At 65.9% G+C, this 13,116-nt stretch carries 10 protein-coding genes; 6 read left to right on the top strand and 4 right to left on the bottom strand.

Annotated features, from left to right (window positions below; all coding sequences use genetic code 11):
• Positions 1–82: 82 nt before the first annotated feature.
• A complete protein-coding gene (locus ACSLUQ_RS19535; protein ID WP_461809486.1) occupies positions 83–1,051 on the bottom strand; it encodes a helix-turn-helix domain-containing protein in 969 nt (322 codons plus the stop codon).
• Positions 1,052–1,366: 315 nt separating this feature from the next.
• On the opposite strand from ACSLUQ_RS19535, the gene ACSLUQ_RS19540 reads away from it, so the two are divergent.
• The 6 genes from ACSLUQ_RS19540 to ACSLUQ_RS19565 all read left to right on the top strand — a co-directional run bounded on the left by ACSLUQ_RS19540 (position 1,367) and on the right by ACSLUQ_RS19565 (position 10,618).
• Complete coding sequence (locus ACSLUQ_RS19540; RefSeq protein WP_461809487.1) at positions 1,367–2,749, top strand: ABC transporter substrate-binding protein; 1,383 nt, start codon at positions 1,367–1,369, stop codon at positions 2,747–2,749.
• Positions 2,746–4,749: an ATP-binding protein gene (locus ACSLUQ_RS19545; protein WP_461809488.1), complete on the top strand. Its 2,004-nt coding sequence runs from the start codon at positions 2,746–2,748 to the stop codon at positions 4,747–4,749. Before ACSLUQ_RS19540 ends, ACSLUQ_RS19545 begins: the two co-directional genes overlap by 4 nt.
• Positions 4,746–6,110, top strand: a complete 1,365-nt coding sequence (locus ACSLUQ_RS19550) for a sigma-54-dependent transcriptional regulator (protein WP_461809489.1) — start codon at positions 4,746–4,748, stop codon at positions 6,108–6,110. The genes ACSLUQ_RS19545 and ACSLUQ_RS19550 overlap by 4 nt, the downstream gene beginning before the upstream one ends.
• 171 nt (positions 6,111–6,281) lie before the next feature.
• Positions 6,282–7,637: an ABC transporter substrate-binding protein gene (locus ACSLUQ_RS19555; RefSeq protein ID WP_417773624.1), complete on the top strand. Its 1,356-nt coding sequence runs from the start codon at positions 6,282–6,284 to the stop codon at positions 7,635–7,637.
• A 127-nt stretch (positions 7,638–7,764) separates the two neighbouring features.
• Entirely contained in the window at positions 7,765–9,492 is a 1,728-nt protein-coding gene (locus ACSLUQ_RS19560; RefSeq protein ID WP_417773625.1) for an ABC transporter permease, read from the top strand.
• Positions 9,493–9,499: 7 nt separating this feature from the next.
• Positions 9,500–10,618: an ABC transporter ATP-binding protein gene (locus tag ACSLUQ_RS19565; RefSeq protein ID WP_461809572.1), complete on the top strand. Its 1,119-nt coding sequence runs from the start codon at positions 9,500–9,502 to the stop codon at positions 10,616–10,618.
• Positions 10,619–10,704: 86 nt separating this feature from the next.
• On the opposite strand, the gene ACSLUQ_RS19570 is transcribed toward ACSLUQ_RS19565, so the two are convergent.
• The 3 genes from ACSLUQ_RS19570 to fmdA form a co-directional block, all read right to left on the bottom strand.
• The gene (locus ACSLUQ_RS19570) at positions 10,705–11,007 is read right to left on the bottom strand and encodes an FmdB family zinc ribbon protein (RefSeq protein WP_417773627.1); all 303 of its coding nucleotides are present in this window, start codon (positions 11,005–11,007) and stop codon (positions 10,705–10,707) included.
• Positions 11,008–11,079: 72 nt separating this feature from the next.
• The gene (locus ACSLUQ_RS19575; protein ID WP_417773628.1) at positions 11,080–11,592 is read right to left on the bottom strand and encodes an AmiS/UreI family transporter; all 513 of its coding nucleotides are present in this window, start codon (positions 11,590–11,592) and stop codon (positions 11,080–11,082) included.
• Positions 11,593–11,679: 87 nt separating this feature from the next.
• A complete protein-coding gene (gene fmdA, locus ACSLUQ_RS19580) occupies positions 11,680–12,906 on the bottom strand; it encodes a formamidase (RefSeq protein WP_417773629.1) in 1,227 nt (408 codons plus the stop codon).
• Positions 12,907–13,116: the final 210 nt, after the last annotated feature.

Below are 13,116 nucleotides of genomic sequence, written 5' to 3' on the forward strand. Positions count from 1 at the left end.
CACGCTTTCCCGTGACTATGGGGGCGGTGTTCCGGCAGGTCTTGGCGGATTGTGACAGCCGGATTGGACTATCGCGTCACGCTCAGGCACGACGGAGCAGGTCGCCGGGGGCCAGGCCGAAGCGGGCGCGGAAGACGCGGTAGAAATAGGAGAGGTCGTTGAAGCCGCAGTCGAAGGCGAGCATGGCGATCGAGGCGCGGCGGTTGTCGGCAGGAAGCGACTGAAGGCGCGACCACGCCACCTCGAGCCGCGCGGCGAGAAGCCGACCCGAGACCGTGTCGCCATTGCGGCCGAAAAGGCGCTGCAGCGTGCGCCGCGAGACGCCCAGGTCGCCGGCCAGTTCGTCCAGGCCGAACCGTGGGTCTGCGGCGCGCGTCGCGATGGCCCTGAGTGCGGCCTCATACATCGTGTCGTCACGCCGGTCGGTCGGTTTCTCCCTGGCGCTGAAATAGGCGCCCAGCAGGTTGAACAGGGCTTCGCTCAGCGGCGCCTCGGCCGCCTCGCCGCCCTGGACCATGCGTCCGATAACGAGCCGGAGCGCCTGGAACAGCGGATCCTTGCGGTCGATGCCGACACCGGTGGTGCAGGCCTCGCCCAGGCGGCGGACGGCCTCGTCTCGTGGAAGGTGCAGGGAAATCTGGCGCGAGCGAACGCCGGAGAAGATGAAGTCGGAGGGGTGCGTCGAATCCACGATGAACATGTCGCCGGTGGCGAGCCGGGTGCGGCTGTCGCCCTGGAGGATTTCGCAGTCGCCTTCTTCCTGAACCAGCAGGAAGAGGTGTTCCCCCGGATCCTGCCGGATCATGCGCGCGTCGCGCAGGATGCGGCGCGCATCGAGTGAGACGAAGGCGGTGTCGAAGCGACCGACGCGCCCCTGGCTCACGGCGCCATGGACAACCCCCGAGGAATGCGGCGACGGCTCGACGCTGAAGGCGCCGCATACATCGAAGAGCTGCCGGTTGTAGCTGTCGACCGGCAATGCGGCGTCCGCGAGGGGGCGGGCGCTGCTCCCGCCGGCGACGGCATGCAGGCGTGGGTCGTACTGCAACATTGGACTCCTCCCAAACCCCAATGATCGAGTCTGGCGATGGGAAAGCGAGCTCCCGAATTCACCGACCAGACGGTCGACTATAGTCTTGGGCCGGTTGGCGTCAAAGGGCAATCGGCGGTTGTTCGCGCGACGGGGCGGCGGATGTGCACGGCAGAGGGGAGCGGCTGGGCAGCCTATGGCGCTGACGCACCACCGCCGCTATTGTCTGCCCGCAGAAGCGGGGATATGCGCGCCGGGAGGCAAAGGGGCGCGGCCCTCGCAAGCACCAGCAAGGAAACTCGGGGGCTGCTGCATCCCGGGTTTCGGGAGGATGTCGTGCGGCGACCGCTGCTTTTCCGGCTTGCGGCCTTGTGCCTTGCCATGCTCGCCGCCGCGCCGGCGGACGCTGCCGGCGGGGACGCCTGCGGCCTGCATGTGCTGACCTCCTATCCCGAGAGTTTCTATGCACCCTTCGTCGAGGCCTTCTCGGCGCAGAGCAATGCCCGGGTCTGCGTCACCAACAAGAACACCATCGCCCTGATCCGGCATGTGCGCGAGCGCCGCAGGCCGGTCGCCGACGTGATCTGGGCAAGCTCGCCGGTTGCCTTTTCCGTGCTCGACACGCAGGGCCTGCTTGCGCGCCGTCTCGACCTGGTCGAACCGGCCGAGGCCTTCGGCGGCATCGCCGTCGATGCGCCCAACGGCACGCGCTTCGGCTTCGCGCTCTCCGAACTCGGCGTCATGTGGAAGCCGGAGCGGGTGGACCAGCCCGCGCCCGACGATCTGGCGGCACTGGCGCAGGGCCGGTTTCGCGGCCGCATCGGCATGTCCTCTCCGGCCCGCAGCGGCACGACCCACCTCTTCGTCGAAACCGTGCTGCAGAGGTTGGGCTGGCGCGACGGATGGGCGCTTCTTTCAAGGCTCGGAGGCAATCTGGCGACGGTTACGGCGCGCAGTTTCGGCGTTCGCGACGGCGTCGCCAACGACCGTTTCGCCTTCGGCGTGGGGATCGACTTTCTCGCCAAGGCGCGCGAACACGGGCAGGCGCCCATCGCCTTTCGCGCGCTCGTTCCGGGTCTGCTGTTTCCCGCGAGCGCGGCCCTTACCCTTGCTGGCGCGGACAACCCGCGCGCCTCCGGCTTCGTGGTCTTCCTGCGTTCCGAGATCGGCCAGAACCTGCTTCTGCGTCCGGCGATCGCGCGCATCCCCGTTCGCACCGGCCTGCGGGAGCGCGCGATGGGCGAGCGCGGGGCCGACGCCAGCACTGCCGAGGCACGGGCGGATGCCGTGCCGGTCTTCGACGCCGATCTTGCCGCCCGCAGGCTGCCGGTGGTCGCCGCGCTCTTCGACGAGATGATCACCTACCGGCATCTGGAGCTTGCCGAGCTCTGGTCGCAGATCGACCGATTGGAGGCGGATCCACGGTTCAAGACGATGGCCGAGGCCCGGGCGCTGGCCGGCGCGGCGCGGGGCCAGCTCGAGGCCGTTCCCGTTGCCTCCTTCATGTCGGACGCGGTCGAGCTTGCCGGCGAACTGGGACGCGGCGGCGGGCTCGGCACGCTTGCCTATTCCGGCGAGGGCAGCAATCTGCGGGACAGCTGGTCGCGCGATTTCGCCAGCCGTTTCCTCAAGGCGCGGGAGCTGGTCGCCAGGGCGGGCGCGCGTCTGGATGAAGGCGCGAGCGCCGACGAAGCCGAAACCGGAACATCCAGACCGTGACGCCGGATTTCACCTCGCTGAAGTCGAAGCTTCTGGCGGCGCTGGCTGCGGCGGCCGGGCTCGCGGTCGTGGCGACGCTGATCACCAATGTGACGCTGGGCAGCGTCGGGCGCACGGTCGCCGACCTTGCCTCCGACACCCTTGCGACATCGGCCGGCAGCGCCCGGCTTGCGGAAATCGGCCAGGCGATCCGTGTCGATGTGCCCGCGCTCGGCGATGCACGCACAAGATTCGACCGCGAGAACGCGATGCGCCGCCTCGATGGCCACTTCGCGGCCCTGCGCGACCAGCTTGCCGCTGGCGCCGGGCCGGCCGGCGGGTTTCCCGGCCTGACGCAGGTGCTAGCGGGGGTCGAGGCGAACGTCCTCGAGCTTGACCGCAACGTCTCGCGCCGCTTCCGCCTGGCCGAGGCACGCAAGGAGAGCACGGCCCGTCTCAACCGGCTGCATGGCGACTTCCTGCTGGAAATCGACCCGCTGCTGGTCGACGCGCAGTTCAACGTCCAGAGCGCGCTGGAGACCGGCGACGGGGCCGCCGTCGAGGAGCCTTGGCGACGCGGGCGCGTCGCGCGGGAAGTGCGCATGACCGAGGCCCTCGGACGGCTGCACGCAAGTGCCAACCTTGCCGTCGGCATGATGCTGCGCGGCGTCGGCGAGACCGACTTCCGGATGATCGAGAACCTGCGCGGCCGGCTCTCCGAGGCGGTGGAGGAGGGCAACACCAGTGCCGAACTCCTGACCGGGAACGCCAGCACCATCACGCTGCGCCAGATCTGGAGCGACATCGCCGGCTTCGCGTCCGGGCCGGACAGCCTGCTCGACCGTCGTCTCGCCGAAAGCGGCCTGCTGGCGCAGAGCATCCAGTTGCAGGAGACCAACAGCGCCCTGCTGAAGGAACTCGGCGACATCGTCGCCGGCGCGGTGCGCGAAACCGGCCGCAGGTCGAGCGCGGCCTCCCAGAGGATCGGCGAGATCATCGTCGGCGGCAGGCTCTTCAACGCCCTCGGCACGGCGGTGCTGCTGGCGCTGTTGGTGCTGTTTTCCTATGTCTTTGTGCGTGGCCGGCTGTTTCGCCGCCTGATGCAGGTGCTCTCCTCCATGCGCCGGATCGCCGCCGGCGAGACGGGGATCGAGGTGGCGGTCTCCGGGCGCGACGAGATCGGCCAGCTTGCCGATGCGGTGCGGCTGTTCCGCGACCGGTCGCACGCGCTCGACCTGCGCGCGCGGGAACTGCGGGAGACCAATGCCACGCTGACACATGAGGTCGCGCGCCGCCGGCAGGCGGAAACGGACCTGCGCGAGACCCAGGCGGAACTCGTTCAGGCAGCAAAGCTCGCAGCCCTTGGCCAGCTTTCCGCCGGCATCGCCCATGAGTTCAACCAGCCGCTGACCGCGATGCGCTCCTATGCCCACAACGCCATCCGCTATCTCGACCGCGAGGATGTGGAGAAATGCCGCGAGAAGCTTGGCGACATCGAGCGGCTGATCAAGCGCCTGTCGGCGTCGTCCAATCACCTGAAGACCTTCGCGCGCCGGCCGCAGGAGGTGCTGAGCCGGCATGACGCGATGGAGGTCCTGACAAACGCCCTGTCGCTGTTCGGCGAGCGCATTGCGCGCGAGGGCGTGCGCGTCGATATCCGCCACCCCGACCACAGCGTTCATGTGATGACCGAGCCTGCCCTACTTGAGCAGGTGCTTGTCAATCTCGTCAGCAACGCGCTCGACGCGATGGGCGATACGCCCGCGCCGGTGCTGAAGCTGAGGGTCAGCGAGACGGCCAAGCTTGCCCGCATCCGTGTCGAGGACAATGGCGTGGGGCTCGACGAGGCGACGCTGGGAAAACTGTTCGATCCGTTCTTCACGACGAAGCCCCCGGGCGAGGGGCTGGGTCTTGGACTTTCCATTTCCTACAATGTGATACGCGACCTGGGAGGGCGGCTGGACGTGAGGGCGAGAAAGGGAGGAGGCGTGATGGCGACCGTGGAGCTGTTCAAGTCATGAGTGCGGCGCAGGTGATCCTCGTCGACGACGAGGCGGAAATTCGCAACGCCTGGGCGGAAACGCTGGCGCTGGACGTCTATGAGCCGCGCGCCTTTGCCGACGGACGCGCCGCGCTTGCTGCGCTCGACGCCAATTGGCCGGGCGTTGTCGTCACCGATCTGCGGATGCCGGGCATGGACGGCATGACGCTTCTGGCCGCGGTTCAGGCGGTGGACGCGGACATCCCCGTCATCATCGTCACGGGGCATGGCGACGTGCCGATGGCGGTCGCCGCCGTGCGCAAGGGGGCCTATGACTTCATCGAGAAGCCGGCCGAGCCGGAGGCGCTTCTGGCCGTGGTCGAACGCGCCATGCGGATGCGTGCGCTGGTGCTGGAGAACCGGCGGCTGTCGCGCAAGGCCGGCGAGGCCTATGCCATCGACAAGCACCTGATCGGCAACAGCGAGGCGATGCGCCGGCTGCGCCAGCGGATCACGGCAATCGCGGCGGCCGACGTGAACACGGTCATCTATGGCGAGACCGGGTCTGGCAAGGAGGTCGTCGCTCAGGCGCTGCATCGGCTCGGTCCCCGGCAGGGCGGGCCTTTCGTTGCGCTCAACTGCGGAGCCTTGCCCGACACGCTGATCGCCAGCGAGCTTTTCGGCCACGAGCCGGGCTCCTTCACCGGTGCCGACCGGCGGCGCATCGGACGGCTGGAACAGGCCAGCGGTGGCACGCTGTTTCTCGACGAGATCGAGAGCATGCCCGTCGCCCATCAGACGCAGCTTCTGCGCGCGCTCCAGTCGCAGACCATCGAGCGACTTGGCGGCAAGGACGAGATCCCCATCGACGTGCGGGTGGTGGCGGCCTCCAAGGTGGACCTGGAAGCCGCATCTGCGGATGGTGGCTTCAGGGCCGACCTCTACTACCGCATCGCGGTCGCCAGTGTGTCGTTGCCGCCGCTTCGCGAGCGCGCCGAGGACATTCCCGTCCTCTTCATGCACTACGCGAGCCGCATGAGCCGGAAGATGAACGCGAAGCTGGCGGAGCCGGATCCGGGCTTTCTCGACGGGCTGCGCGAGAGGCGCTGGAAGGGCAACGTGCGTGAGCTTATCAACTTCGCCGACCGCTATGCGCTGGGCATTGGCGCGGAACCCGCCGCCGACGCCTTCGGCGCGGTTTCGACGCGCAGCCTGCCCGAGCAGATGGATGCCTTCGAGAAGCGGGTGCTGTGCGAGACGCTGGCGCGCACGAAGGGGCGCATCCAGGAAGCCGCCGATGCGCTCGGCATTCCCCGCAAGAAGCTCTATCTGCGCATGCAGCGCCACGGCATGGGGCGGGAGGAGTTTCTTGAGGAGGATCGCGTCGAAAGTGACACGTAATATCTCATGATTGGGTCAAAAATGACCCGCGAAACGCAAGCCGTCTCTCGTGAAACCTAACGAAAATCAATGATTTGGGCGAAATTGTGCGGGACGGCGCCACTTGGCGCGAAGGTTGCTCTGCTGTCAATGCGACACATTGGTCGCGACAGGCTTATTGGGAGGATCTTTATGCCTGAGAAAAAGACAAGCCGGCTGCGCAAGTTCGGTTTCGGTGCCGCGATGGCGGCGCTTCTGGCGTCCACGCCACTGCATGCGGCGGACGACAAGCTGGTCATCGTCACCTCGTTTCCCTCGGATCTGACGGACGTCTTCAAGACGGCCTTCATGAAGGAGAATCCGTCGGTCACCGTCGAGGTCGTCAACAAGAGCACGTCTTCGGGCGTGAAGTTTCTGATCGAGACCGCGCAGAACAACCAGACGGACATTTTCTGGGCTTCGGCGCCGGATGCGTTCGAGGTGCTGAAGGGGCAGAACCTGCTCACCAGCTACTCGAAAGAAGTGGAGGGCATCCCGGCGGACCTGAACGGCTATCCGATCAACGATCCGGACGGCAAGTATCTCGGTTTCGCGCTCTCCGGATACGGCTTCATGTGGAATACGCGCTACATGGAGGCCTATGGCCTTCCGGCGCCCAAGGAGTGGAGCGATCTCGAAAAGCCGATCTACCACGGTCATGTCGGCATCTCGGCTCCCTCGCGCTCCGGGACGACCCACCTGACCGTCGAGACCCTTCTCCAGGGCGAAGGCTGGGATGAGGGCTGGAAGACGCTGAAGGCCATCTCCGGCAACGCCAAGACGATCACCGAGCGCAGCTTCGGCGTGCCGGACGGCGTCAACAGCGGTTCCTTCGGCATCGGCATCGTCATCGACTTCTTCGGCTTCTCGTCGAAGGCGTCGGGCTTCCCGGTCGACTTCCACTACCCGAGCGTGACAGCGCTGGTGCCGGCGAACATCGGCATTGTCGCCAACTCGCCCAATGAGGGGCCGGCGCAGAAGTTCATCGACTTCCTGCTGTCGGAGAAGGGGCAGGCTCTGCTGTTCGATCCGAAGATCATGCGTCTTCCGGTCAACAAGAACGCCTATGGCAGCGCTCCCGAGGGACTGCCGAACCCGTTCGACGGATCGATCAAGACCGAAGTCAACTTCGACAGCGACATCTCCGAGAAGCGCTACAACGTCGTCAACTCGCTCTTCGACGTGATGATCACCTATCGTCTCGACGGCCTGCAGCAGGCGACGGCCGCCATCCAGGCGGCGGAAGCCGCCCTCGCGGATGCCGGCGGTGAGAACGCCGAGGCCAAGGCCCTGATCGAGCAGGCCCGCGGTCTTGTCGACGAGCTTCCGGTGAGCGCCGAGCAGGCGAGCGATCCGGAATTCAACGCGATCTTCAAGGTCAAGCGCAAGAAGGCCGACACCAAGGTCGAGGGCCGTCAGGCCGAGGTCGAGCAGCAGTGGGACGAAATGGTGGTGAACAACTACCGCAAGGCGATCGAACTCGCCGAACAGGCCCGCTCGATGCTCTGAGCAAGGCTCAGCCTGCCGCAGAAAACCCGTGAAAGAGGTGCCCCGCAAAGGGGCGCCTCCAGCCTGCCCGCTCCCGCGGGCAGGCGCGGGTGGCCTGCATGCTATCTCACCCGATGGAGCATCCCTCATGTCGTCCGCAGCTCTCCGGCGACCGGTGTTCAGCGTTTCCCTTGGCCCTTATGTCGTCGCGGGCCTTGTGTTGCTGTTCCTCGGAGCCTTTCTTGCCGTCCCGGTCCTGAAGGTCATCCAGGTCGCCTTTCAGGATCCGGCTTCCGGTGGCTTCACCCTGGTCAACTTCCAGGACTTCTTCGCCAGTTCGCTGTTCCGCCAGTCGTTCTTCAACTCGATATATGTGGCGTCGGTCTCGGTGGTCATCGCCACCGCGATTGCCCTGCCGCTTGCCTATTTCACGACGCGGTTCAATTTTTCCGGCTCGGTGATCATCCAGACGCTGGCCTTCGTGCCGCTGATCATGCCTCCGTTCATCGGCGCGGTCGCGATGCAGCTGCTCTTCGGTGCCAACGGCAGCGTCAATCTGCTTCTGCGCCAGTATTTCGGGATCACGATCCCCTTCATGGAAGGCCTGAACGGCGTCATCTTCGTTCAGAGCATCCACTATTTTCCCTTCATCCTGATCAACCTGTCGGCAAGCCTGCAGAACATCGACCGGTCGATGGAAGAGGCGGCGCAGATGCTCGGGTCGAGTGGGGTGCGCATGTTCCGCCGCATCGTCTTTCCGCTCGCCATGCCTGGCTACATCGCCGGTGCGTCGCTGGTCTTCGTCAAGGTGTTTGACGATCTGGGTACGCCGCTGCTGCTCAACGTCAACACGATGCTGGCGCCGCAGGCCTATCTGCGAATCTCCTCCGTCGGCATCTCCGATCCGATGGGCTACGTCATCTCCTGCATCCTGATCGTCTTCTCGATCTTCGCGATGTGGGTCTCCTTCCTGGGGATGCGCGGCAAGGATTACTCCACGACCCAGAAGGGCGGCGGCGGCCTGTCGAAGCGCGACCTGAGCACCCATGAGGCGGTGCTGTGCTACATCGTCGTGCTGTCGCTGCTCGCCATCGTGCTGGCACCGCATCTCGGCCTGCTGTTGCTGTCCTTCGGCACCGTGTGGTCCTTCGGCGTCCTTCCCGACGGCTACACCCTGGCCCACTACGAGACGGCGCTGACCTCGGCCTGGGGCTTCATCCAGAACACGCTGCTCTACGCCGGCCTTGCCGGGCTCATCGACATCCTGCTCGGCACGGCGATTGCCTATGTGGTTATGCGGACCAATGTCATTGGCCGCAAGTGGCTGGACTACATGGCTATCTCGGCCCTTGCCGTGCCCGGTGTGGTGCTCGGCATCGGCTATCTTCGGGTCTTCTACGGCGTCGAGATGCCGGTGACGGGCCAACCGCTCGCCACCTGGTGGGGCATCATCGTCATCGCGCTCGCCGTGCGGCGGCTGCCCTATGCGTTGCGTTCGTGCACCGCCGCGCTCCAGCAGATCTCGCCATCGCTCGAAGAGGCGGCGGAGAATCTTGGCGCGCCGAAGCTGCGCACCGTCCGGCGCATCGTCGTGCCGCTGATGGCGAGCGGCCTTGTCGCCGGCTTCGTCACCAGCTTCGCGACCGCCGCGGTCGAGCTGTCGGCGACGATCATGCTGGTGGCGAGCGAGCGCGACGCGCCGCTGGCCTATGGCCTCTATCTCTTCATGCAGTCGGCCGCCGGCCGTGGCCCGGGTGCCGCGCTCGGCATCATCGCCGTCATCATCGTCGGACTGGCGACCTATCTGTCGCATCGCCTCGTGGACAATGCACGCCGCAACCAGACGGCCTCGGGGAACAACGGGGGAGGACACTGAAATGAGCATGACAAAGACCGAGGCGGCTTCGACCGGCGGGGAGATCGGCAGCCGTGTCGAGCCGGTCGCCATCGACATTCGCGACCTGTCGCTTTCCTTCGGAAGCACCGAGGTGCTCAAGGGCATCGACCTGAAGGTCGAGCCGGGTGAGTTCTTCGCCTTTCTCGGCCCCTCGGGATCGGGCAAGTCGACGCTGCTGCGCGCCATCGCGGGCTTCGGCCCGACACCGCGCGGCAGCATCCTGCTCGGCGACCAGGATGTCGTCGGCCAGGCTCCCTGGAAGCGCAACGTGGGCATGGTGTTCCAGAGCTACGCGCTCTGGCCGCACATGACGGTCGCACGCAATGTGGCCTTCGGCCTCGATGAGCGTCGCGTGCCCAAGGCGGAAAGCACGGAGCGGGTGAAGGCGGCGCTGGAGCTCGTCGGCATGAGCCAGTACGCCGACCGCTATCCCTCCCAGCTTTCAGGCGGGCAGCAGCAGCGTGTCGCCCTTGCCCGAACGATCGTGGTTGAGCCGCGCGTGCTGCTGCTCGATGAGCCGCTGTCCAACCTCGACGCCAATCTGCGGGTGCAGATGCGCCAGGATCTGCTGAAGCTGCAACGCCGGCTCGGCATCACCACCATCTTCGTGACCCACGATCAGGAAGAGGCCAACACCATCTGCGACCGCATTGCGGTCATGGCGGATGGCGTGGTTCAGCAGGTGGGCAGGCCCGACGATGTCTACGACAATCCGACCAACGCCTTCGTCGCCAACTTCCTCGGCACCGCCAACGTGCTCGAAGGAACGGTGGAACGCGCTGGGAAGGGCGCCGTGTTTCGCGGAACGGGTGGTGTCTCGCTGCCCTGCGCCGACGACGCAAAGGCCGGCCCGGCGAAGCTCGTCGTGCGTCCGCAGAGCATCTCCATCGTCGAGGGCGGCGCGCCGTCCGGAGAGGATGCCGTGCTTGAGGGCGTGGTCAGCGCGGCCGAGTTCCTTGGCGGCATGATCCGCTACATGGTGGACGTCGCCGGCCAGACGCTGCTGGTCGATGAGCTTCACACCAAGGGCAGCGGGCGTCGCGAACAGGGCGAGCCGGTGCGCCTTAGGGTTCGCCACCGGGAAGCGGTGCTGATCAGGGGCTGAACAAAAAACGGCCGGGGCGTCCTGCGGGAGCGCCCCGGCCTGGCCGGTCCGGGAGGAGTTGGGGCCGGCGACCGGCGGGGATCGGGCTAGTGGCCGATCATCCATTTGTGCCGGGTCGGCGTGGGCTTCTTCGGTCCCACCTTGCACAGCGCGCAGCCGCAGCCGGCGAGATGCTTGCGGTTCACCACCTTGGGCTCGCTGGTGCTGGCATCGGAGCTGTTCAGCGCCCGGCGAAGTTTGGAATTCATCATGTTGAGCCGGGGAGCGGCCACATCGCGGGCGCTCGGTGCGCTGCAATCAGGACAGGCGCAGGCCTCGCCCGCGTTGCTCATCTTTTCCCAGCTGTCGAACGGTCCGCATTCTTCGCAGACGTAGTTGTAGAGAGGCATGGCTCGATCCAGGTCGTTTGTCCGTTGATGGGCAGCGGACGGAGAGCGACGTGTCCCCCCGTCCGCCAAGGGTCACATCATTCCGTCGAGAAGCAGGTAGCCTGGCATCCACCCCGTGACGATGCCCGCCACGAGGGTCAGCAGGGCGGTGGCCCTGAGGACCGGCTTCTGCAGGCCGAGCAGCAGGAAGTACATGAACCAGAGCACGGCCCAGATGGCCCAGTTAAGCCCGAGCCAGACCTCGCCGAAGGTCTGGGCGGAGGCAAGGCTCTGGGCGGCCACCGGCACCACGGTGATGGCCACGAACAGGCTGAACCAGCCAAGTCCGCGCCCGTCGACCGAGACGATGCGGTTGTAGGCCACCCAGAGATAGGTGGTGGTGAAGAGCAGCGTCAGCGCGCCGGCCTTCACGGAGGTCGCGTCGGCATTGGCGCCGAAGGCGGAACTCAGCGCGACGCCGAAGGTGACGACGCCGGAGACGACGTTGATGACGACGATTTCCCGATCCTGGATCTTGCCCATCAGCCAGAGGCCGTTGAGGAAGAGGACCGCGCCGACATAGAGCAGAGCGAAGCCGAGCAACATGGCTCATTCCTCCGAGTGAGGGTCCCGACCGGGGCGCTTGCGCCCCGGTCGGGACACCGGGATGGAACGGTGGTTCGCGGCCGAGCGTCAGCTCGTTTTCGCGACGTCGGCTCCAATTGCCTGCTTTATCGGACCCGACGCATTTGGCCGGATATCGAAGTCGAAGATGGCCGTCGGGATGGCGAGCGTCGCGCATACATTGGGGATGTCGACAATGCCGGCGATGCGTCCTTCGACTGGCGCGGTGCCCAGGATCATGTAGGCCTGCTCGCCCGAGTAGCCGAATTTCTTCAGGTATTCGATGGCGTTGAGACAGGCGCGCCGATAGGCGACATGGGCGTCGAGATAATACTGCTCGCCCGTGTGCTCATCGACCGAGATGCCCTCGAAGATCAGGTAGTCGTCGAAATGCGGATCGATCGGGCTCGGCTTGAAGATGGGGTTGATGACCCCGTATTTCGCCATGCCGCCCTTGATCACGTCGACGCTGATGTCGATCCAGCCGGCCATCTCGATGGCGCCGCAGAAGGTGATCTCGCCATCGCCCTGGGAGAAGTGGATGTCGCCCATGGAAAGGCCGCCACCCTTCACGTAGACGGGGAAATAGACCTTCGAGCCGCGCGACAGGTTCTTGATGTCGCAGTTGCCGCCATGCTCGCGCGGGGGAACCGTGCGCCATGCCTCGGCCGCCGCCTTGCGGGCCGCATCGCCCTTCATCTGCCCCATCAGCGCCGTGTCCGAATACGGAAGCGCGGCAAGCGGGGGCACCCGGTTCGGGTCTGTCGCGACGAGTTCCGCCTCGCGGCGGTTCGCCTCGGCGAGCAGCTTGTGGTCCGGCAGGCAGCCGATCAGGCCGGGGTGGATGATGCCGGGATAGCGCACGCCGGGAATGTGGCGCGAGGTGGTGTAGATGCCCTGGAAGTCCCAGCAGGACTTGCTGGCCTCGGGGTAATGTTCGGTCAGGAAGCCGCCGCCGTTCTCCTTGGCGAAGAGGCCGTTGAAGCCCCACTCGGAATCGGGCTTCGCACCGATATCGAGAATGTCGACGACAAGCAGGTCGCCCGGTTCCACGCCCTCGAAGCCGAACGGACCGCTCAGATAGTGGACGCGGGTAAGGTCGACATCTCGCACGTCATTGGCGCTGTTGTTGTTGCCGATCTGGCCACCGGTCCAGTCGTGGCACTCGACGCGGATCACCTCGTTGCGCTTGAAGGTGTCGATCATTGGAATGTCGGGATGCCAACGATTGTGCGTCTTGATCTCGTGGTCTTCCGGCGCCTTGTTCAGGTCGACCGAGAATACTGTCTTGGGCATGGTTTCCTCCGGTTATGCAGGCAGGGACGAGCAGGGGATGCTCTCCCGCTAGCGCGTGTCCCGTCTTCGGGCGGGCGCACGGCTGCACTTGCGGAGGTTAGGTGGCCATTGTAATTCCAGCGGCTCCGAACAGGGGCTTTCCTGTAATTTTTTGTAACTGGCGCGTGGTCGGACGTCGTGTGTCTGCACGGTCGCCGGAACCGGCTTGTC

Source organism: Stappia sp. ICDLI1TA098, assembly GCF_054880955.1.

Bases quoted from the DNA above. Each gene is read 5' to 3' on its own strand.
- ACSLUQ_RS19535 (WP_461809486.1), bottom strand. From the start codon at position 1,051: ATGTTGCAGTACGACCCACGCCTGCATGCCGTCGCCGGCGGGAGCAGC.
- ACSLUQ_RS19575 (WP_417773628.1), bottom strand. From the start codon at position 11,592: ATGTTGCTCGGCTTCGCTCTGCTCTATGTCGGCGCGGTCCTCTTCCTC.
- ACSLUQ_RS19565 (WP_461809572.1), top strand. From the start codon at position 9,500: ATGACAAAGACCGAGGCGGCTTCGACCGGCGGGGAGATCGGCAGCCGT.
- ACSLUQ_RS19555 (WP_417773624.1), top strand. From the start codon at position 6,282: ATGCCTGAGAAAAAGACAAGCCGGCTGCGCAAGTTCGGTTTCGGTGCC.
- ACSLUQ_RS19570 (WP_417773627.1), bottom strand. From the start codon at position 11,007: ATGCCTCTCTACAACTACGTCTGCGAAGAATGCGGACCGTTCGACAGC.
- ACSLUQ_RS19560 (WP_417773625.1), top strand. From the start codon at position 7,765: ATGTCGTCCGCAGCTCTCCGGCGACCGGTGTTCAGCGTTTCCCTTGGC.
- fmdA (WP_417773629.1), bottom strand. From the start codon at position 12,906: ATGCCCAAGACAGTATTCTCGGTCGACCTGAACAAGGCGCCGGAAGAC.
- ACSLUQ_RS19550 (WP_461809489.1), top strand. From the start codon at position 4,746: ATGAGTGCGGCGCAGGTGATCCTCGTCGACGACGAGGCGGAAATTCGC.